Raw genomic sequence first — 21693 nt, forward strand, 5'->3', positions numbered from 1 at the left:
TAGAAAAGGGATACCACATTGCGCTGCGTATCCCTTTATTTTTTACTACCGCAATCAGGGAGCGGGTAAATGAAACAGGCACCAATGATTAACACACAATTCTGGGATGATTTGTTTATCCGAGGCACTATGCCTTGGGATGCCCAATCGACACCTCAAGAACTTAAGGACTATCTCGACAATTCACTTCATGTAGGCCAGTCAGTGTTTATTCCTGGGTGTGGTGCCGCTTATGAACTGAGCACTTTTATTCAATATGGGCATGACGTGATCGCGATGGATTACAGCCAAGAAGCGGTAAAAATGGCGCAATCAACGTTAGGTAACTACAAAGATAAAGTCGTATTGGGTGATGTATTTAATGCCGATTTTTCTCACTCGTTTGATGTCATTTACGAGCGGGCCTTTCTCGCAGCACTACCGAGAGATATGTGGTCAGAATACTTTTCGATGGTGGATAAATTATTGCCAAGCGGAGGTTTTCTAATTGGTTTTTTCGTCATTGATGATAATTACCTATCACGCTTTCCTCCATTTTGTTTGCGAAGTGGGGAGTTGGCATCTTTTCTAGAGCCCACGTTTGAACTTGTGAAGTCCTCAGTGGTGGCAAACAGTGTTGAGGTTTTTAAAGGCAGAGAGCAATGGATGGTGTGGCAGAAACGTTAGTCGTCACTGAGACTTCTTTAGAAAGTATTCGCGGAAACTGTCTGGTTCTTTGTGAATCGCTGATACATAAGTCTTCACTCTATGCCTGATGGAATGCTCACATAGTTTGTCGGTTTGTGTGAAACATTAATTTCTCGTTGCTGGTTTAAGTTGTTGAGATATCTCTAACAGCGGTCGAGTGGTTGAGTTTATTGCCGGCACGGGTTGTGTGCTCAGAGCGTAAAGCGACAGATCAGCATCGATCCGAAAGGTAGTAGAACGTCTCTCACTGATCTGTCTATTTCATGCTTATACTATTTTAGGTTGACCATCTGATGCGGTGGCACCGCCGTCTACAGGTAGGTTTACGCCATTAATGAAAGATGCGTCATCACTTGCCAAGAAAGTCACGACAGACGCAATTTCTTCAGGTTCGGCTGCTCGGCCAAGCGCAATGCGCTCATTGAATTTATCGCGGATGTCCTGCGGCCAGCCGTTTGTCATGTTGGTTTTTACTAAACTTGGGCATACGGCGTTAATTCTTACCCCATCCGCACCATGGTCCAATGCCATCGCTCGGGTAAGGTTCACCACTGCGCCTTTACTCGCGCAATAGAATGCGGCACCCCAGTCACCACCCAAACCGGAAACGGACGCGGTATTTACCATACAACCTTTCGTTTTTAAGAGTTCAGGCAAAGCAAACTTCGCGCAATAAACAACACCATCAATGTTTACACCAGAGATCTTCTTCCAGTCTTCCACACTACCTTCAATCACGGAACCAGGGACATGTACGCCAGCATTGTTTACTAAAATATCCAGTTTACCGAAACGGGTAACAACATCAGAAATCAGTGCTGCGACTTTTTCTGGGTCAGAAACATCAATAGAATGCGCAGACACACGCTGTTTATCAAAGCCCTCAACGGCGTTTGCCAATTGCTCTTCATTCCAATCGGCAAGAGCGACGTTTGCGCCTTCTTCATACAAACGTTTTGCGATGGCCAAACCAATACCATTGGCAGAACCAGTGACGAGTGCGACTTTATTTTTTAATCCTCTCATGCGATTTCTCCTTCGAAACTTACAAAAACGGGATCTTGATTTTTCTCTGTGCGCGGCAACATCAGTTTGTCGTTGTCGCTGTAATCTACGGGGATAGCCACCACTGCTGGTCCTTCAACGTCCATGGCTTTATTCAATGTCGGTAGCAATTCGTGTTGACTAGTCACTGCGAAGCCTTTCGCGCCAAATGATTCGGCGTACGCCTTGAAATCAATTGGTCCAAATTTCACACCAGAGCAGCGCTGATATTTGTTGATCTCTTGCATTTCTACCATGTTGTAGGCGTTATCAACCCACACAATATGGACGATATTACAGTTCAGTCTAACCGCGGTTTCTAACTCCATGCTCGATTGCATAAAACCGCCGTCTCCTGATATCGATACCACTTTGCTACCAGGTTTTAGTAGGCTGGCACCAATGGCCCATGGTAGTGCAACGCCCATTGTTTGTTGGCCGTTAGACACCAGCATTTGGCGAGCTCGAAAACAACTTAAGTAACGAGCGATCCAGATGTGGAAGCTCCCCATATCAAGACATAGCGTGGTATCTGGTGTGATGATAGATTGCATGGCTTTAATCAGTGCCAGTGGATGAAATCCTTGCTTGTGATAGACATTGGGATAGGTTTTGATCACTTGCCGTTGCAGTGCTACCTCTTCCAGTACTGAAAGTGCCGTTGGGGAAAGGCGGGCATATTCAGAGATATAGCTGCCCATCTTGTCTAATGACTGCGCAATGTTTCCGACGATTTCAACACAAGGCTGATAATTAAGTTGGTATTCTGCCGGTTCAATATCGAGGTGAATCACTGGGTTGCGGTGGCTGTTCCAAAGCTCAGGGTCATACTCTATTGGGCTAAAGCCGATGGTGAGAATTAAATCGGCGTCCCGCAGTAAAACATCGCCAGGTTGGTTATTAAACAAACCGACACGCCCAGCAAAGTGATGATAGTAATTGATGTCTACCGTGCCGGCGGCTTGGTAAGTGCCGACAACGGGTAGCTGCGTATTTTGAAGAAATCGGGCGATAGCAGCAGCGTTTTTACTGCGGCTCGCGTGAAGGCCAAGTAAAACCACACAGCGCTTTGCTTTACTGATTCGACTGACCGCTTCTTCGATTGCTGCGATGTCTGCGCAACCAGGCTGTGTGTAAGGCGAGGGGACAATAATGTCCGTTTGGGTTTGCTCGGATAAAACATCTTGGGGGAGACTCAAAAAGCAAGCCCCAGGACGACCTGACTCTGCGATACGAAATGCGTTCGCCATGATCTCGCTTGCGGCGTCCACATGCTGCACTTCAGCACTGAACTTAGTTATAGAGCGAAAAATACTGACGGTATCCATGCTCTGGTGTGTTTGTTTTTGCTGGTCAGTTCGTTTCACCGCACCACCGATAGCAATCAGCGGATCGCCTTCGGAGTTTGCTGTTGCCACTCCCGTAACTAGATTTCCACAGCCAGGGCCTGACGTAACCATGGTGACGCCTGCTTTGCCGGTTAGTCTTCCCATAACGCCCGCCATAAATGCGCCGTTAGCTTCGTGGCGTACCGGAATCATTTGGATGTTAGTGTCTTCAATCGCATCGAACAGTCGATCGATTTTTGCACCGGGAATACCGAAAATGTACTTAATGCCGAGAGACTCTAGCTGTTGAGCGATCAACTGAGATCCATTTTTATTTGAAGGTTTGGATTGCATTTGTTGTCCTTATTATTTGCCTGACTTTGTTACTTTTCCGCCTTTTCTATGGCGGTATTTATATCTTCCGGAGCCAAATTGGCGTTGAGGAAGTCTGTCGATACCGGGGTATCAATCACTAGCCGCGAGACTTTGCCAATCTGGAGGAACCCTGACGAAATGCTGTAATCCTGAATATGACCACCTCCTTGGCGGTCATCGGTAATAAAGTGTTCGTGATAGCCGGGCACATTGATGCCAGTCGTATATTTAGGACTGCGAAAGCCGGCGACCACGCCTTGCTTATGCGTGAAGCGGAACGTTGGTTGTTCTTTGACCACTTCAAGCATTGGCCGATAAGGGCGTGTTTGTTTAGGTACGGTGCGAGTACGAACTGAATCGAAAACGCCATCAATGCGCACTGCGCAAAATAGGTTATCGCTTGGAACCATCTCGTCTATGATGCTATGGACTTCATGACGTGACATGCGCGATGTCAGTGGCAGCTCGATATCAGGCTTAAAAAAAGTCATGACAGCAAAGGGCGTTTTTTGCGCCAGGTCTGCCGGGTTTGCGGAGCCATCCGACTTGAGTTGAAAAACTTCCTTATCAAACGCAATCAACTCACCATCCAATTCATTGAACGTACCTAAACCAAAATCCCCATGTTTCAGCAGCTCTTCTATGGTTGTTGAGCCTTCGTAAACACCAGCGATCAAAGCACTCATTAACGAAGTCTGATAAATCTCACCATCTCCGGTAACGTGATGGTATTCAGAAAATTCTTTCGCTACTTCAAGCGAACAAGCACATAGAGGGTTATAAAATCCACGCATGAGTAAGACCAGTTATGCAATGAAGAGTATATTTAGATTGACTTCTACACGGTGCTAAATCCAATATAAAAAAGATTTATTTTGATATGGAAAATATATGGAATTTCGCTACCTGAAGTATTTTGTCGCGGTCGCCGAGACTCGTCACTTTACCCGAGCAGCTGAACGGTTAGGGATTGCGCAACCTCCTTTGAGTCAACAAATCAAAAAGCTAGAGCACGAGCTTGGCGTGGACTTATTTAAGCGCTTGTCTAGAGGAGTAGAACTGACCCATGCAGGGCAAGTCTTTTATACGGATGCGGTAAATATTCTTGCTGATGTGGAACGCGCTAAAGCAAAAGCCCGACAGATTGCCCGTGGTGAAAATACGCAGGTTAAAATTGGGTTCGCGACGTCAACATCAACCTGCATTAAGGTATTGGAGAGGATTGGGCGTATTCAAGAGAATGGGGTTCATTTACAGACGGCGGAACTGTCAATGCCAGAGCTTGCCACTCAGTTAAAAAGCAAACAACTTGATCTCGCAATCATGCGGCTACCCTGTTACGCCAGTGAGCCTTTTGAGCACAAGGTGTTGTTTAACGACCCGTTTGTCGCGGTGATTCCGGCGGGCCACGAACTGGCAAAGTATCCCTGTATCCAGATGAAACAGTTGAGAGGCCATAAAATTTTACTGTTTCCACGAGAGACTGGACCCGCATTGTTTGATGGCATGAGCACACTTTTTGCCGACGCAGGAGTAAGGCTCGAACCACAGTTCGCAGCACCGCAACTTCGTACGACGATTGCCATGGCGCAGGCCGGGTTAGGTATTGCTCTCGTTCCGCGCTCACTGGCTGAACATCTCGATGATTCCGCGACAGTCGCTGAGATTGATGATATCCCTCTCATTAGTCGTGTTGTTGTTGCTTGGGAGGCATCTAATCTCAATAAACAAGCGCTAAAAGTAGCCATGCACATCGGTCATGTTGAGGCTTAAAGATGAGTCATCGAATTGGCTCTGATAGCCACAGGCAAATGTGATACTCTCACTCGTTATATGCAAAGCTATGCTTTGGTTGAATAGACAAATCTTACTCAACGAATAGAACTTACTGAGGATGTACCAATGATATACGCTGCGGTCTTTGATATGGACGGGTTGCTGATTGATTCAGAACCTTTGTGGAAGGAAGCGGAAAAGCAGGTGTTTTCATCAGTTGGTGTCCAAGTGACCGAAGTGCTGTCAAAGCAGACTGCAACTATGACGACAGGTGAAGTAACAAGGTTTTGGTATGAACGTAATCCTTGGCAAGAAAAGAGCCTAGAGGAAGTAGAGAATGCTGTTGTGGATAAAGTGGAGGCATTAATAATTGAAAAAGGATGCGAATTAGAGGGTGTTACAGAAACACTCAAATTGCTTAAGGAAAAAGGGTTTAAGATAGGGTTGTCTACTAATTCACCTTATCAACTCATTCCCATCATTTTGAACAAACTCGGTATTGCCAGTTACTTTGACGCGATATCATCGTCAGACGATGTAGAGCAGGGTAAGCCAGAGCCAGATGTCTACCTTTCAACAATCAATAAACTAGGTGTAGATTCAAGTAACTGTATTGCCTTTGAAGACTCTTATTCGGGTATGCTTGCGGCAACACGAGCAAACATAAAAACAGTCGTGATACCTCAACCTGATAAGTTCTACCAAGAGTTTAATGAAGCCAGTCTAAAGCTGCAAAAGCTATCAGAGTTTAATGAAAGCCATTTGGCGAGTTTAATGGACTTGAATTTGAAAGCAACACTTGCACCAACACCGCATGAAAGTTTTTTAGAAGAAGGACTTGATTGTGAATAGCCGGTCGCTGAAAAAATACCTACTGCCAATGTTCTTATTGGTTTTACCTATAGAATCATTCGCAAAAGATACGACTATGTTGGACGAGCTCAATAATCGATTTGTTACATTTGAAAGGCGATTTGATGATTGTATCAACTCTGCTTCTCAAAGTGATATGAGTGAAAACATTGTCAGTCAGATTCAAGCGCTTAATATTGATTTTGAAATTTCGGTTGGCTATTTATACAAACAATCACTTTATTTATGCTCTGATGATGAATTCAGTGATTTAGCAAGAATTATCATGATAATTGAAACCTCCGATAATGATGGATTGCAATTATCAAAGGCAAAAGCTAGTCAAATTAGAAAGCTACTTTTTAGCAAAGTGGATTTACGTTTAGAGTCGAAGTTTCAAAGTTTACCGCAAGATAAAAAGGAAGCATTACTGAGCATTGCGAAAAAGCTTGAACCTTTTGATCTCGTAAGCATGCATGAACGACTTCAGGCAATGTAGACTTATGAAAGAATGTTTTGAGTAGATTCTTAACGCTTGGCTTTTTCATTAAGATTGAGTATTAGGTTCAACGCCTCTAGCTCTTACACAAGATCTAGAGGCATCCATTTTTTATTGACTTAAAAATGCCGCGCTAAGATTTTAACCCTGCAGCGGTCATCATGACGCGAAATAACATAGACACTAACCCTAATGCAGCGACGCTAACGACCCAAATTCCAACCATCCACGCCCATTGGCGGCACCAATTTTTGACTTTCATACTCACTCCTTATCAACTCGTTAATGGTACGCTTCGTCTTCTTTCACTTTTCCAGAGAAGACGTAATAACTCCAAAAGGTGTAAGCCAGAATGATCGGGATGATGATCACCGCTCCAACGAGCATAAAGCGCTGACTGCTTGCAGGAGCCGCTGCTTCCCATATTGATATGCTAGGAGGAATGATATTTGGCCAGATACTGATACCAAGCCCTGCGAACCCGAGAATCACGATCACTAGCGCCATCACGAAAGGGCTGCGCTCTTTACGCTTTTTAACGGAGTCAGCAATCTTCAAACATACCAGTCCAGTAATGACTGGTACGGGCAGTAAGTAGAACAAATTCGGCAGAGAAAACCATCTTTCCGCAATGGTAGGGTAAGCAAGTGGAGTCCAAGCGCTCACAATGACTAATGCGGAGATCATCGCCAGTAGTGTTTTATTAGTGAAGCGGTACATCGTGTTTTGCAGTGCACCTTCCGTCTTCATGATGAGCCATGTGCTACCGAGCAGCGCGTACGTTGCGACTAAACCCAAACCGCAAAAGATGGGAAAAGGGGTAAGCCAGTCTAGTTGGCTACCTACGAAGACGCGGTTTTCCACCGCAAAGCCTTGAATTACCGCGCCAACAGCGATGCCTTGGAAAAACGTGGTTAAAATCGATCCGACCATAAAAGAGCGATCCCAGAACTTTAAGTGGCTTTCCAATGCTTTAAAGCGAAACTCAAATGCGACTCCACGAAAGATCAAAGCAATCAACATCAACGTTAAAGGGATGGTTAGCGCTTCAATAATCACCGCGTAAGCCATCGGAAAAGCGCCAAATAGAGATGCGCCTCCAAGCACAATCCAAGTTTCGTTACCGTCCCAAACTGGCGCGACACTGTTGACCATGACGTCTTTTTGTTTTTCATCCTTGATGAAGGGCATCAGTATTCCAATACCCAAATCGAAGCCGTCCATGATGATGTACATCAAAGTGGCAAAAACGATGATCGCGAACCAAATCACGGATAAATCAAAATGCATATTCTCTACCTTAACTTTGTGACAAATTCTAGATGCGGCCTGAAACGGTCGTCATGTCGTGCTCATCGTGCTCGATTGCATCGGGGCCTTTCTTGATTTGGTGGATCATGTAGTAATACCCAAAACCAAACACCAAGCTGTACACAACAAGGAAACACAGCAGGCTGATGCTCATTTGTAGGTCTCCGTGTGCAGAAACCGCATCACGCGTTTTTTGTACGCCATACACGACCCAAGGTTGTCGACCAACCTCTGTCGTAAACCAGCCAGCGAGTATTGCGATAAGGCCAGATGGCCCCATAAATAATGAAAATTTGAGGAACCAACGCGAGGTATAAAGCGTGTTCTTTTTTCGTAACCACATGCTGTAGAAGCTTTGAAAAATCATCAGAAGTCCTAGCCCGACCATGATTCGAAATGACCAAAAGACGATAGGTGAGTTCGGTCGTTCCTCTTTCGGGAAGTCTTTCAGCGCCGGGATTGGCTCAGTTAAACTGTGGCGTAGGATCAAACTTCCTAGAACAGGAATTTCTAAGGCATAGTCTGTGCGTTCTTGTTCCATGTTTGGCATGCCGAACAAAATCAATGGGGTTGGTTTGCCATCACTGTTATCCCAATGTCCTTCGATGGCAGCGATTTTGGCGGGCTGGTGTTCCAGAGTGTTTAGCCCATGCACATCGCCAATCACGGCTTGGAGTGGCGCAAGGAACACTAAGATCCCGAGCGACATCGAAAACATGGTTTTTACCGCAGTCGATTGATTGCCTCTCAATAAATGCCAAGCGGCTGACGCGCCTACAAAGAGTGCTGAACTGACAAAAGCTGCGACGCTCATGTGAGCCAAACGATAAGGAAATGAAGGATTGAAAACGATAGCAAACCAGTCGGTTGGCACCACACGTCCGTCGACAATTTCATAGCCTTGTGGCGTTTGCATCCAACTGTTGGAGGCGAGAATCCAGAAGGTCGAAATGATCGTGCCTAACGCCACCATCGAGGTTGCAAAAAAGTGCAGCTTTTCGCCGACGCGACGCCAACCAAACAGCATCACGCCAAGAAATCCGGCTTCGAGAAAGAAAGCCGTTAACACTTCATAAGTCAGTAATGGGCCAGTGATAGAACCAGCGAAGTCGGAGAAACCACTCCAGTTGGTGCCGAATTGATAGGCCATGACAAGGCCAGATACAACGCCCATCCCAAAGTTAACCGCAAAAATTTTCGACCAGAAGTGATAGAGCTTTTGGTAATCGGGATTACGTGTTTTTAGCCATAAGCCTTCCAGCACGGCGAGATAGGTGGCCAAACCTATGGTGATAGCGGGGAAAATAATATGAAAGGATACCGTGAAGGCGAACTGTATCCGTGCAAGCATAAATGCGTCGAGGCCAAACATTAAACTTCCTTTGATCTTTTAAGTTTTATGAGAGAGCTATTTTAAAAGGAGCGGAATGAGGGAAGTAGGTACAGACAGTGACTATAAACCTATAACAGATTAAATATTGAAGTGTTATTATTTTGAATTCAGCTTTATGGAGGGGGATTTGCGTTTGGCGAAGTATCAAGAGTTAGTGGAACAGCTTAAAAGGCAGATAAAATCGGGGATATGGCATCCGGGTGACAAGCTGCCTTCTCTGCGTCGCCAATCTGAACACTCGGGTTTAAGCTTGATGACGGTGTTGCATGCCTATCAAATTCTGGAATCTCAAGGCTGGGTCACCTCACAGCCGCGCTCTGGTTATCGAGTCGCTCCCAATATTAAGAGTTCAAATGAACCCCAAGCGCCAGCCGCGGTTTCGTGGACAGAACAGGTAGACATCAATGAATTTATCTTTGATGTGCTGCAAGCGAGTAAAAATCCATCCATGATCAATTTTGGCTTTGCCTATCCAGATCCAAGTTTGTACCCACGCTATCACGTGAATCGGGCGATGAGCGCAGCCGCTCGCAATATGCCGATTTCTACCGCCTTTGATAACTTACCGCCGGGAAACGAACAATTACGCACCATCATCGCGAAGCGTTATGCTGCGAAAGGCATTGAAATTTCACCCGATGAAATTGTTATTACGGCAGGCGCGCTGGAGGCGTTAACGCTCAGTTTGCAAGCCTGCACAAGACCGGGAGATTGGGTGGTTGTGGAGTCGCCTGCATTCTACGGTGCATTGCAATCCTTAGAGCGGTTAGGTTTGAAAGCGCTCTCAGTAAGAACAGACCCAGTCACGGGCATTGACCTAGACTCATTGGAACGAGCGCTGCAAACACACGATGTGAAAGCATGTTGGCTGATGTCGAACTTCCAAAATCCTCTGGGTTTTACGCTCACCAACGAGAAAAACAAAAGCTGATTGAGCTGACACAGCGATATAACGTACCAGTGATTGAAGATGATGTGTACAGCGAACTGCATGCAGGGAATGACTCGGTCTACCCACTAAGAATGTTTGATGACACGGGCAATGCCATGTTGTGCTCCTCGTTTTCAAAATCATTAATCGCAGGGCTACGTATTGGTTGGGTTGCGGCGGGAAAGCGGGCGCTAGAGGTACAAAAGTTACAGCTAATGAGTACATTAGCGACGAGTGCACCAGTGCAAATGACATTGGTGCATTATTTAACAAGCCGCAATTATGAATCGCATTTGAAGCAGTTACGGAAAAAGCTGTTTGAACGTAAAAGTAAGATGACGGATCTGCTTAGTGAGCTGTTACCTGAAGAAGTCAAAGTGTTAAGCCAAAGCGGCGGGTACTTTATTTGGTTAGAGCTTCCCAAGCATATCGACGCCTTGCAGATATATCGAGAAGCGCTAAAAGATAATATCAGCATCGCACCGGGAAAGATGTTCAGCCTGACAGAACAATACGATCACTGTATTCGTCTTAACGCTTCTTTTGAGCTCAATGACAAATACGTCCATGCTCTCAATCTGCTTGCCAACATTATTCGCTGTCATTTGGCGAAATAGCGACTTTCTTCAGTTTTTTGGTTTAATAGAGCGCGCGGGATTTCCAGCAACTCGATCGCCCGGCGCAACGTCTTTGGTTATGACAGAGCCAGCGCCGACGACGGCCTCATCGCCAATGGTCACGCCTGGCAGTATGATAGCGCCCCCACCAATCCAAACGTTATTGCCGATTTTTACCGGTTTGGCGATCTCATCTCCGGCTAAGCGTCTTTGTGTATCGAGTGAATGAGCGGCTGTGTAAATTTGCACTCTAGGCCCAATCATGACGTCCGCGCCAATCTTAACCTGCCCATTGTCCAGAATAATGGCATCCCAGTTGATGTAGGAGTTTTCCCCGATGGACAAGTGACAACCGTAGGTAAGTTGAAGCGGTGGCTCTATACAGGCGCTGTTTTCTAATTGGACGCCCATTTCCGCCAATAGTTGTCTACGGATACTTGGGTTTGGCTCGTGGTTAAATTGGAAGACAAGCTGCGCGGTTTTGGCGCGCATCAGCTTTAGTTCTTCATCCAGACAATTATAGGCTTCTCCAGAGCGCATCCGAGTCAGTTCTGACATAACAATCATTCCATCAATGTTATTTGCAATAAAGTGCATAATAATAAATGAGAGTGATTCGAAGTGAAAATTTGATGCTTAAAAATCAGAAAGTTATCACTGATTTGCCTTGCGTATTCAGTCGGTTGATTGGCTCGTTGAGTACACAAAGACGTACTCTTTAAATGGCTTAATCGTGTTGAAGCCAAAGCGGGAAACCACTCGAAGCGTTTTACGTAGATTACAATATAGTTAATAAGAAGAACTTAATTGAGCCGCTTGCGCTATCGATTGACCTAAAAATTTAAGACTTATGCGCTCTGGCTTGCTGGCAACGATGAATCAAGAGTGAGCACTTTATGTTCGAACGGGTCATTTCATTTTTAGAAACAACGCTGTTTACCTTTAACGAACAACCTATCACGTTGTGGGCGATATTGATGGTGCCGACATGGGTGATTGTCGCTTTATGGTTGTCCAAAATTTTAATCAAAACCGTTACGTCAAGAATGTCCTCATCGGGGAAAGATCCAAACGTCATTCATTTGGTTAAACGGATATTATTTGTCATCGCTCTCGCCATTATTTTTATGACCACACTTTCGATGATCAATGTGCCAATCACCGCGTTCGCCTTTCTGTCTGGTGCCATCGCTATCGGCTTCGGTTTTGGTGCACAAAACATCATTAACAACTTCATAAGTGGCTGGATTTTGATTGGTGAAAAGCCAATCCGAATTGGGGACTTTTTAGAGGTCGAGGGAGCCAAAGGCATTGTCGAGCAAATAAATACGCGTTCAACGCGAATCAGGCGAACCGATGGCGTTCACATGCTCATTCCCAACAGTCAATTGATTGAGAACGTGGTGATCAACTGGACGTTATGCGACAGATTAGTCCGTGGCTCGGTCGTCGTCGGCGTCGCGTATGGGAGCGATGTCAAACAGGTTGCTGCCTTAATGGCGGAGGTGACTTCGCAGCAAGCGCAAGTTCTGAGTTCGCCAGCTCCAGACGTGTTTTTTCAAGACTTTGGCGATAATGCTTTGATCTTCGAATCTTATTTTTGGATTAACTCAACGGTTGAAGGCGGGATTCGATCGGTCGCAAGTGCCATACGTTTTGAAATCTATGAAGCTTTCGAAAAGCACGGTATTGAAATCGCGTTTCCACAACGAGATGTGCACATTGATGGGGAAATCAAGTTGTCTAGGGAGAGAAACGGATAGGGCGATAAGCGGTGTAGGTGCCCTTATCTTGGCTTCGAGTAGTGATAGCGAGGCGGTCACAATATGGATTCACCTCGCTAGAAACCAGTTTGAAGGCGTTATTGGTTGTCCCACATGACTTCGCATTCTTCTTTGATTGCTGATTTTAGCAACTCAATCAGTGGAAACGCTCTGCGTCCTAGGCTTACCGCGGGCTCTGCTTGTTCTTCCTCTTCGTCTACATCAGTAGGGAGGTTTTCTTCAGCTGCATTTTTCGCAGATAGAGCAGAAGTTAATCTTGATAGCGCGTCAGGAACATCTTGAGCGGAAATTGATCCCGGCACCGTGCCGCTGTGACCCATCATTTTGAGCATATCTAATGCAATATCACCAAACATTGTGACGTTTGAGTGGCTTCGACAACGAAATGTTATGAGCATTTACCTGATCCTGTTTTATATGTTCGGTTTGAAACTAAATTGTAGCTGAAATCAGACACTAATTAATGTGATGAAGACCGTTGAGCGTTAAGGTTTTTATGAGTAACAACAAAAAACGGGCACGTACGTCTGCATGCCCGTTGAAATACATTACCTGATTGGTTGTTGATGATTTACAAGCTATACGGATCGCCTAGAGCCAATGCGACCCTAGAAGCAGGAGACTTTCCTAACGCACGGCAAATTTGCCAACCCGCTTCATTGATGACGCCAAGGTCAACGCCTGTTTCAATCCCAAGTTGCTCACACAGATAAAGTACATCTTCCGTTGCAACATTGCCACTGGCTCCTTTCGCGTAAGGGCAGCCGCCGAGCCCCGCTACTGCGCTATCAATGGTGTTGATGCCCATTAACAAGGCTTGGTAGATATTGGCTAATGCTTGTCCATAAGTGTCATGAAAATGTACTGCGAGCGCGTCTTTTGGCAGTAGCGTTAACAACGAATCCAGCATGGCGATAACGCGATTAGGCGTTGCTTTACCGACAGTATCACCGAGCGAAATCTCATAACATCCCATATCAAACAACGTATTGGCGACCTTGGTAGTTTGCTCTGGCTTGATTACTCCCTCATATGGACACACCATGGTACAAGACAAGTACCCGCGTACAGGAATGTTGTGCTGGTTCGCCAATTCGATAACGGGTTCAAATCGAGCGAGACTTTCGGTAATGCTGCAGTTGATGTTCTTCTGGCTGAACGTTTCTGAAGCGGAGCCAAACACCGCAATTCGCTTTACACCGCTTTCCAGCGCACGTTCTAACCCTGCGAGATTTGGTGTGAGCGCGCTATAAACCACGTCAGGCTTTTTTGAGATACCAGCAAACACCTGATCGGAATCGGCCATTTGAGGCACCCACCTTGGAGAGACGAAAGATCCCGCCTCAATATGCTTTAAGCCACTGCTGCTTAGTTGGTTAATCAAACGGATTTTATCAACCAGCGTCACTGCCGTTTCATTTTGCAGACCATCACGAGCGCCGACTTCGACGATATTAACCTTCGCTGGTAGCATATTCGCGCTCCTTATCTTCACTGACGTTATCCGATATCAAAGACAAATTCAGCAGTATGGAACCGTGCTGTACTTGGTCCCCGTGCTGATAAAACAATTCGTCGACTGTTGCTGCGACCGGAGCCGTGATGGTGTATTCCATTTTCATTGCTTCGAGTACCAAAAGCGGATCGCCCGCCGCCACTTCGTCACCTTTAGCCACCATAACTGCTGAAATTATGCCGTTGAGTGGTGCGGTTGGACTTAGTTCATCATCTACATCTTTTGCAGAGTCAAAGTTAGGTTGATGAGCGAACGTGCGCTGCTGACCAAGATAAAATAGTGTTGTTCTTTGTTCATCGCTAAGTGCATTAAAGGTGTAACGCACATTATCAATATCGACGATAATCTGGTTGTCACTTTCAAGCAGGATGACCTGATGCAGCTCCTCACCACATCGGACAGTGAAGTGAGATCCTGTATCTTGCGATGATTGTTGCAAACGTACCTGATGGTTGGCATTGGCATCCGTGAAGTTAAATCGGTAAACGTTGTCAACTGACAGTCTAAAACCTCGTCTGGTTGGCGCGGGTAACGTTGAGCTGTCTGATTTTGAAATGAGATCATTCCGGTGAGCAACCGCCGCCAATGTAAGCCAGATTGAATCCGACACGTCTTGCTGCTCATTTATGCCTTGTTGATGTGTTACGAGGAAACCTGTATCGAGCTCAATCTCGGCAAAGGCTGGCTGCGAAATAATACTGTGCAGATAACCAATGTTTGTCGTTACTCCACGTACGTGATATTGAGTTAACGCCTGCTTAATCTGCTTTAGAGCGATATCACGAGTTTGCCCCCAGACGATCAGTTTGCTGATCATTGGATCGTAATATTCGCTGATGCTATCGCCTTGGGTAACACCACTATCAACGCGTACGCACGCTAGGCGCACACTACTGTCTGATACGGGTTCTTTTAAGTAATCAATGCGGCCAGTCGACGGCATAAAGTCATTGTCTGTATCTTCTGCGTAAATTCGCAGCTCAATTGAATGACCGTTGTGGGTGATTTCAGATTGCGAAATAGGTAAATGCTCGCCAGCTGCGACTTTTAATTGCCACTCCACCAAATCAACGCCGGTGATCAATTCAGTAACAGGGTGTTCAACTTGCAGACGAGTATTCATTTCCATGAAGTAAAACTCACCGCGGCTATCGAGCAAGAACTCCACCGTGCCCGCGCCAACATAGTCGATCGCTTGAGCGGCCTGAACCGCAGCTTCACCCATTTGTTTACGCAGTTCATCACTAAGACCGGGAGCTGGTGCTTCTTCGACTACTTTTTGGTGACGGCGTTGAATGGAGCAATCGCGATCAGAAAGATAGACACAGTTGCCATGTTGGTCAGCAAATACCTGAACTTCAACGTGGCGAGGCTGCAATATACATTTTTCGATTAGAAGCTGCTTATCGCCAAAGCTTGAAAGTGCTTCACGCTGCGCACCGTCGATGGCCAGAGGCATTTCGGCTGCGCTATTGACCACTCGCATGCCTTTACCGCCGCCCCCTTGGGTTGCTTTAAGCATCACTGGGTAACCGATTTTTTCAGCTTCCGCTAATAAGTGCTCTACGCTGTTGTCTGTGCCGTGATAGCCGGGAACCAAGGGCACGTTCGCCTCTGACATGATTGCCTTGGCTTGAGATTTAGAACCCATTGCCTCAATTGCGCTGGTGGAAGGGCCAATAAAGGCGATGCCATTTTCGCTGCACGTTTTCGCCAGTTTCGGGTTCTCGGAAAGAAAACCATACCCAGGGTGGATAGCATCGGCTTGCCATTTTTTCGCAGCACCGATAATCGCATCGATATCGAGATACGATTCACTCGCCGGAGCGGGGCCAATGAATTCAGCGAAATCCGCTTGTTTAACATGTAAGCTGCTGCGATCCGCTTCGGAATAGACGGCAACCGTCTCTATAGCCATGCTTTTTGCGGTTTTAATGATTCGGCAGGCAATTTCACCGCGGTTTGCGATCAGTATTCTTTTAAACATGATTCCTCCAATTGGCGGCGCGCTTTTCAAAAAATGCAGCTAGTCCTTCTTGTCCTTCACTGGACACGCGAGCGGTTGCAATAGCTTGGCTGGTGTATTCAATTAATGAATGATCGATAGGTTGGTTATCACAGCGTAAACAAAGTGCTTTTGCAGCCTGCATGGCTTGTGGACCGTTGTTGAGCAGGTGATCAATGGTGCGATTGACGGCTTCACGTGGTTGAGAGTCTATCTGATGAAGAATACTCATCGATAGTGCGGTTTCGGCATCAATCAGTTCCGCGGTTAAAAAGTAGCGTCGGCTTTGTCGTTGTCCAATCGCTCGAATGACGTAGGGTCCGATTGTCGCGGGTAACAAACCGAGTTTCACTTCACTCAAACAGAAGCGGCTTTCAGGTGTACCGATAGCGATATCGCAGCAGCAGATAAGCCCAAGTGCGCCGCCAAATGCAGCGCCATGCACCATAGCAATGGTTGGTTTGCTAAAGGCATCCAGTTTGTGCAAGAGCAACGCTAACTGCTGTGCATCTTGCAGATTTTCCCCCTCGGTTTTGGTGGCCATTGACTGCATCCAGCCAAGATCCGCACCCGCAGAAAAGTGTTTACCTTGCGCCGTTAGTACCAATGCACGTAGAGAGTTGTCTCTCTCAAGTTTTTCCAAGGTGTCGATAAGTGAAGCAATTAATTCATCATTAAACGCGTTGTGTTTCTCTGGTCGATTGAGGCTCAACCAAGCAACGCCATTGCTGTCTTTTTCAAGCAGTAGTCCGGTCATGTGACTTCCTTTGTCTGACATTTCAGTCTGTATTTCAATGCTCGCTAACCATTACTTTTTAAACATCGGTATTCGCGAGGAGTTAAGGTTTGCCTTGCATCCGGCTACATGCGGAAGATGCCAAATTTACTGTCTGGTATTGGCGCATTAAGCGCAGCAGACAGAGCAATGCCGACAACATCACGGGTTTTCGCAGGGTCAATAATGCCGTCGTCCCACAGGCGTGCACTGGCGTAGTATGCATGGCTTTGAGTCTGATATTGCTCCGCAATTGGACGTTTGAACGCTTCTTCTTCCTCCGCGCTCCAGCTTTCACCTTTGCGAGTTTTGATATCGCGGGTCACTTGCGCCATCACGCCAGCCGCTTGCTCTCCACCCATGACGGAGATGCGCGCGTTTGGCCACATCCACATCATGGTTGGATCATAAGCGCGGCCACACATGCCGTAGTTCCCAGCGCCATACGAGCCACCAATCACTACGGTAAACTTCGGCACGTCTGCACATGCCACAGCGGTTACCATTTTCGCGCCATGTTTTGCGATGCCTTCGGCTTCATATTTTTGGCCGACCATAAAGCCCGTTATGTTCTGCAAGAAAAGCAGAGGAATTTTGCGTTGTGCGCACAGCTCAATAAAATGCGCGCCTTTTTGTGCTGATTCCGAAAATAGAATGCCGTTGTTAGCGACAATGCCAATCGGCATACCGTGAATATGGGCAAAGCCACAGACCAAGGTTTCGCCGAACAAGGCTTTAAATTCATCGAACTGGGAATCATCAACAATTCGGGCAATGACCTCTTTAACATCAAACGGCTTTTTGAGATCGGTTCCGACGATGCCGTACAGCTCTTGGGCAGGAAAACGTGGTTCCTGTGGTGCTTTTTGCTTGAGTTGAACGGGTTTCAAGTGGTTAATTTGAGAAACGGCTTGTCTTGCCAACTCTAACGCGTGGTGATCATTTTCTGCGTAATAGTCCGCCACACCAGAGGTGCGACAATGAACGTCTGCGCCACCAAGATCTTCCGCGCTGACTTCTTCACCTGTCGCTGCTTTTACAAGAGGTGGACCTGCCAAAAAAATCGTGCCTTGTTCTTTGACTATGATGGATACGTCGCACATGGCAGGAACATAAGCGCCGCCAGCGGTACATAGCCCCATGACCACCGCAATTTGTGGAATGCCTTTGGCCGACATACGGGCTTGGTTGTAGAAAATACGGCCAAAATGGTCTTTATCTGGGAATACCTCATCTTGGCGGGGTAGGTTAGCGCCGCCAGAATCGACTAAGTAAACACACGGCAGTTGGCATTTTTCTGCAATTTCTTGTGCTCTTAAGTGCTTTTTCACGGTGAGTGGGTAGTAACTGCCGCCTTTTACCGTCACGTCGTTCGCGACGATCATGCACTCAGTGCCGTCAATCACACCCACACCTGCAACCACTCCAGCACATGGAACGTAATCTGGATACACATCCCAGCCAGCAAATTGACCAATTTCTAGAAAGGACGAACCAGGGTCGAGTAGGGCAAGAATGCGCTCACGTACCGGAAGTTTGCCTTTCTTCTGCTGATGCTCGCGGGCTTTCTCACCGCCACCATCTTCGATTTGCGCAGTCACGGTATAAAGTTGATCTACAAGTGATGCCATAGAGCGGTAGTTTTCCTGATACTGCTCTGAATGGGTGTTAATATTGGTCGTCAAACAAGCCATAAATAGCCGATCTCCATTCGGTAGACGGGTGTCACCACCCGTCTTTATTTAGGTTGAATAAGATTTAGATTGAATAAGGAAGTTGTTTCGAGTTCGAACCGCCTAGGTATGATGATTAGGCGCTTTCGTTAAACAATTCGCGACCAATAAGCATGCGGCGAATTTCTGAAGTGCCCGCACCGATTTCATACAGCTTGGCATCTCGCAACAAACGGCCCGTATCAAACTCGTTGATGTAGCCGTTACCGCCAAGTAGTTGAATCGCATCCAGTGCCATCTTGGTTGCCAGCTCTGCGCTGTAGAGGATCGCGCCAGCAGAATCTTTACGTGTGGTTTCACCGCGATCACAAGCGGCAGCGACGGCGTAAACATACGCTTTAGCGGCATTCATTTGTGTGTACATATCCGCGATTTTTGCTTGAACTAGCTGGAATTCACCGATGGATTTACCGAACTGTTTACGGTCGTGAATGTAAGGCACAACGATATCCATACACGCCTGCATGATGCCAAGTGGGCCGCCTGCAAGCACCACACGTTCGTAGTCGAGGCCGCTCATCAATACTTTCACGCCTTGGTTTTCTTCGCCGAGAATATTCTCCGCAGGGACCTCGCAGTTTTGGAAGACCAGCTCACACGTATTCGAGCCGCGCATGCCCAACTTGTCGAGTTTTTGTGCTTGAGTAAATCCAGGGAATCCGCGTTCCACAATAAATGCCGTGATGCCTTTGGAGTGCTGGCTTGGGTCGGTTTTTGCGTAGACAACATAGGTGTGTGCATCAGGGCCGTTGGTGATCCACATTTTGTTGCCATTTAATAGGAAAATATCGCCTTTACGTTCGGCTTTAAGCTGCATAGAGACCACATCAGAGCCGGCGCCGGGTTCACTCATAGCAAGGGCGCCGATATGTTCACCGGAGATGAGCTTAGGTAGGTATTTCTCTTTTTGCGCTTGTGTGCCGTTACGGTGGATTTGGTTGACGCAAAGGTTGGAGTGAGCGCCGTAACTTAACGCAACCGAAGCGGATGCTCGGCTTATTTCTTCCATAGCGATAACGTGGGCGAGATAGCCCATGCCTGCACCACCAAACTCTTCGCTGGTGGTCACACCTAAAAGACCCATGTCACCTAATTTGGACCAAAGATGGTTTGGAAAGTCGTTAGTTTGGTCGATAGATTGCGCTAGCGGCGCAATTTCTCTTGCAGCAAAACTATTGATTTGCTCGCGAAGCAAATCGGTATTTTCGTCATAAACAAAGTTCAGGGAAGAGTAGGTAGATTTCATTGCGTGTCCTTGCCTTTACGTCACCTACATCCCAGAGTTGAGGTGTTAGGTGACTTTTTCGCCTTTCATGGATCTCAGTGTGTTTTGGCATCGCAACTGCGCAGCATTTAACTCCATCATTACCGCTTGAATGTCGTTTGCTTGCTGTTGCAATGCTGCCTTCTTCTCTTCGATCAACCGAATCATATAGTTCAACTGCTCAGTACTTTGATCGGTATCGTAGAGTTCAAATAACTCTTTGATATCTGCAAGAGAAAAGCCCAATCGCTTACCTCGCAAAATCAGTTTTAGTCGAATTCGATCGCGACCATTGTAGATTCGAGTGTTGCCTTTACGTTCTGGAGTTAGGAGACCTAAATCTTCGTAGAAGCGAATGCTTCGAGTAGTAATGTCGAACTCTTTCGCGAGCTCGCTGATCTTAAATGTGTTCATTCCTTAACCTTACGACTTTCGTATAACATTCACATGAATATACAATTCGTTAACGTTAAAGTAAACAAACAACATCCACTCTTGAGCCTTGATATCACTCGCATTTACTCAAAATCAAAGAGTCACTCGAACAAACAATAACCTCAAACTTGACGTTAACGTAAATGTTAGTATAGTTATGACGTAAACGTCAACAAAAGGTTAATGGAATGAAAAATGAAACATGGATTGTAGCCGCTAAGCGAACGCCTATCGGCTCTTTTCAAGGTGCATTAGCTTCAACAGATGTCACGGAACTTGGTGCGAAAGCCATTCAAGGGGCGCTAGCCGAAAGCCAACTCGATGTGCATAAAATAGACGAAGTGTTGATGGGATGCGTTTTACCCGCCGGTGTGGGGCAAGCGCCTGCAAGACAAGCAAGTCTTAAAGCTGAAATGCCACAATCGATTGGTTGTACGACACTGAACAAAGTTTGTGGATCGGGTATGAAAACCGTCATGCTGGCATATGACCTTATTCAATCTGGTAATGCGCATGCTGTCATCGCTGGTGGCATGGAAAACATGTCGTCTTCTCCTTATCTATTAAAGAAAGCGCGTGATGGTTTCCGTTTAGGTCACGAGCAAGTGCTTGATCACATGTTTTATGACGGGTTGCAGGATGCCTACCAAGGCGAGCTGATGGGTGTCTTTGCAGAACAGACGGCGCAAAAGTATCAGTTCAGCCGTGAAAGTATGGATGCCTGGGCGCAACAGTCGGTGACTCGTGCGCAGCAAGCAATCGAACAAGGTTTGTTCAAAGAAGAGATCGTGCCTGTTAACGTAAAAAGTCGACGCGGCGAAACCCTGGTTGTAGATGATGAGCAACCGAGCAAACTCGACGTCACTAAAATTCCTACCTTACGCCCTGCGTTTGCCAAAGATGGCGGCGTAACCGCAGCAAACTCTAGTTCCATTTCGGATGGTGCGTCGGCAATGATCTTAGTCGATAGTGAGTTTGGTCGTCAGGAAAACCTTCAGCCTCTAGCCAAAATTGTCGCGTACAGCACGCATGCAAGACAGCCTGATGAGTTCACCATCGCACCAGTCTTCGCGATTGAATCGCTGCTGGAAAAAACGGGCTGGGACAAATCAGACGTGGACCTTTGGGAAATCAATGAAGCGTTTGCAGTTGTAACGCAGTACGCAGTGAAAGCGCTTGAGTTGGATGCAAGCAAAGTGAATCCACGTGGCGGCGCATGTGCGTTAGGCCATCCAATTGGTGCAAGTGGTAACCGAATCCTCGTCACTTTGATTCACGCTCTTAAACAGGCAGGCGGCAAACGCGGTGTCGCATCACTTTGTATTGGTGGTGGCGAGGCAACCGCTATCGCGATTGAAATCTGCTAAA

At 46.6% G+C, this 21693-nt stretch carries 20 protein-coding genes and 2 pseudogenes; 8 read left to right on the top strand and 14 right to left on the bottom strand.

Annotated features, from left to right (window positions below):
- Window positions 1-69 precede the first annotated feature (69 nt).
- Window positions 70-666 (top strand): methyltransferase domain-containing protein, encoded by a 597-nt coding sequence (locus R7Q11_RS02170; protein WP_005382731.1) that lies wholly within the window; start codon window positions 70-72, stop codon window positions 664-666.
- 288 nt (window positions 667-954) lie between these two features.
- Here the strand turns inward: R7Q11_RS02170 and R7Q11_RS02175 are convergent, their stop codons facing one another.
- The 3 genes from R7Q11_RS02175 to budA are packed head-to-tail and all read right to left on the bottom strand — an operon-like array spanning window position 955 to window position 4228.
- Window positions 955-1713, bottom strand: a complete 759-nt coding sequence (locus R7Q11_RS02175; RefSeq protein WP_017820351.1) for an SDR family NAD(P)-dependent oxidoreductase — start codon at window positions 1711-1713, stop codon at window positions 955-957.
- Complete coding sequence (gene alsS, locus R7Q11_RS02180) at window positions 1710-3413, bottom strand: acetolactate synthase AlsS (RefSeq protein WP_213869872.1); 1704 nt, start codon at window positions 3411-3413, stop codon at window positions 1710-1712. The genes R7Q11_RS02175 and alsS overlap by 4 nt, the downstream gene beginning before the upstream one ends.
- Before the next feature lie 29 nt (window positions 3414-3442).
- Complete coding sequence (gene budA, locus R7Q11_RS02185) at window positions 3443-4228, bottom strand: acetolactate decarboxylase (RefSeq protein WP_017633685.1); 786 nt, start codon at window positions 4226-4228, stop codon at window positions 3443-3445.
- Window positions 4229-4325: 97 nt separating this feature from the next.
- Here budA and R7Q11_RS02190 point away from each other — a divergent pair, with 97 nt between their 5' ends.
- From R7Q11_RS02190 to R7Q11_RS02200, 3 genes are all read left to right on the top strand, one after another.
- Window positions 4326-5207, top strand: coding sequence for a LysR family transcriptional regulator (locus R7Q11_RS02190; protein WP_213885483.1), 882 nt, complete (start codon window positions 4326-4328; stop codon window positions 5205-5207).
- A gap of 129 nt (window positions 5208-5336) precedes the next feature.
- Window positions 5337-6062, top strand: coding sequence for a hexitol phosphatase HxpB (hxpB, locus tag R7Q11_RS02195; RefSeq protein ID WP_054574664.1), 726 nt, complete (start codon window positions 5337-5339; stop codon window positions 6060-6062).
- A complete protein-coding gene (locus R7Q11_RS02200; protein ID WP_054574663.1) occupies window positions 6055-6561 on the top strand; it encodes a hypothetical protein in 507 nt (168 codons plus the stop codon). The genes hxpB and R7Q11_RS02200 overlap by 8 nt, the downstream gene beginning before the upstream one ends.
- A 133-nt stretch (window positions 6562-6694) precedes the next feature.
- Here R7Q11_RS02200 and R7Q11_RS02205 read toward each other — a convergent pair whose 3' ends face one another.
- The 3 genes from R7Q11_RS02205 to R7Q11_RS02215 are packed head-to-tail and all read right to left on the bottom strand — an operon-like array spanning window position 6695 to window position 9244.
- Entirely contained in the window at window positions 6695-6823 is a 129-nt protein-coding gene (locus R7Q11_RS02205) for a DUF2474 domain-containing protein (protein WP_017447407.1), read from the bottom strand.
- 20 nt (window positions 6824-6843) lie between these two features.
- On the bottom strand, window positions 6844-7851 hold the full coding sequence (gene cydB / locus R7Q11_RS02210; RefSeq protein ID WP_213885484.1) for a cytochrome d ubiquinol oxidase subunit II: 1008 nt from the start codon (window positions 7849-7851) through the stop codon (window positions 6844-6846).
- Window positions 7852-7879: 28 nt separating this feature from the next.
- Window positions 7880-9244, bottom strand: coding sequence for a cytochrome ubiquinol oxidase subunit I (locus R7Q11_RS02215; protein ID WP_005477080.1), 1365 nt, complete (start codon window positions 9242-9244; stop codon window positions 7880-7882).
- A 136-nt stretch (window positions 9245-9380) separates the two neighbouring features.
- On the opposite strand from R7Q11_RS02215, the pseudogene R7Q11_RS29835 reads away from it, so the two are divergent.
- Both R7Q11_RS29835 and R7Q11_RS02220 read left to right on the top strand, forming a co-directional pair.
- Window positions 9381-9536: pseudogene (locus tag R7Q11_RS29835) on the top strand (GntR family transcriptional regulator); the annotation flags it as partial.
- Between the two features lie 264 nt (window positions 9537-9800).
- A pseudogene (locus R7Q11_RS02220) lies at window positions 9801-10813 on the top strand (PLP-dependent aminotransferase family protein).
- 9 nt (window positions 10814-10822) lie between these two features.
- Here R7Q11_RS02220 and R7Q11_RS02225 read toward each other — a convergent pair.
- Window positions 10823-11371: a sugar O-acetyltransferase gene (locus tag R7Q11_RS02225; protein ID WP_085569100.1), complete on the bottom strand. Its 549-nt coding sequence runs from the start codon at window positions 11369-11371 to the stop codon at window positions 10823-10825.
- 338 nt (window positions 11372-11709) lie between these two features.
- Between R7Q11_RS02225 and R7Q11_RS02230 the strand changes: the two genes are divergently transcribed.
- Window positions 11710-12576: a mechanosensitive ion channel family protein gene (locus R7Q11_RS02230; protein ID WP_005463614.1), complete on the top strand. Its 867-nt coding sequence runs from the start codon at window positions 11710-11712 to the stop codon at window positions 12574-12576.
- A 98-nt stretch (window positions 12577-12674) separates the two neighbouring features.
- Here R7Q11_RS02230 and R7Q11_RS02235 read toward each other — a convergent pair whose 3' ends face one another.
- The 7 genes from R7Q11_RS02235 to R7Q11_RS02265 form a co-directional block, all read right to left on the bottom strand.
- On the bottom strand, window positions 12675-12995 hold the full coding sequence (locus R7Q11_RS02235) for a DUF1840 domain-containing protein (protein ID WP_005373256.1): 321 nt from the start codon (window positions 12993-12995) through the stop codon (window positions 12675-12677).
- A 173-nt stretch (window positions 12996-13168) separates the two neighbouring features.
- Window positions 13169-14071: a hydroxymethylglutaryl-CoA lyase gene (locus R7Q11_RS02240; protein WP_104980568.1), complete on the bottom strand. Its 903-nt coding sequence runs from the start codon at window positions 14069-14071 to the stop codon at window positions 13169-13171.
- On the bottom strand, window positions 14052-16100 hold the full coding sequence (locus R7Q11_RS02245; protein ID WP_213885485.1) for an acetyl/propionyl/methylcrotonyl-CoA carboxylase subunit alpha: 2049 nt from the start codon (window positions 16098-16100) through the stop codon (window positions 14052-14054). Before R7Q11_RS02245 ends, R7Q11_RS02240 begins: the two co-directional genes overlap by 20 nt.
- Window positions 16093-16875, bottom strand: coding sequence for an enoyl-CoA hydratase-related protein (locus tag R7Q11_RS02250; protein ID WP_213885486.1), 783 nt, complete (start codon window positions 16873-16875; stop codon window positions 16093-16095). Before R7Q11_RS02250 ends, R7Q11_RS02245 begins: the two co-directional genes overlap by 8 nt.
- A gap of 104 nt (window positions 16876-16979) precedes the next feature.
- Window positions 16980-18587: a carboxyl transferase domain-containing protein gene (locus tag R7Q11_RS02255; protein ID WP_053349203.1), complete on the bottom strand. Its 1608-nt coding sequence runs from the start codon at window positions 18585-18587 to the stop codon at window positions 16980-16982.
- Window positions 18588-18702: 115 nt separating this feature from the next.
- The gene (locus R7Q11_RS02260) at window positions 18703-19872 is read right to left on the bottom strand and encodes an isovaleryl-CoA dehydrogenase (RefSeq protein WP_005373245.1); all 1170 of its coding nucleotides are present in this window, start codon (window positions 19870-19872) and stop codon (window positions 18703-18705) included.
- A gap of 45 nt (window positions 19873-19917) precedes the next feature.
- On the bottom strand, window positions 19918-20304 hold the full coding sequence (locus R7Q11_RS02265) for a MerR family transcriptional regulator (RefSeq protein ID WP_005373242.1): 387 nt from the start codon (window positions 20302-20304) through the stop codon (window positions 19918-19920).
- A gap of 209 nt (window positions 20305-20513) precedes the next feature.
- Here R7Q11_RS02265 and R7Q11_RS02270 point away from each other — a divergent pair, with 209 nt between their 5' ends.
- Window positions 20514-21692, top strand: coding sequence for a thiolase family protein (locus R7Q11_RS02270; protein ID WP_171345619.1), 1179 nt, complete (start codon window positions 20514-20516; stop codon window positions 21690-21692).
- Window position 21693: the final 1 nt, after the last annotated feature.

It is taken from the genome of Vibrio sp. 970 (assembly GCF_033339075.1).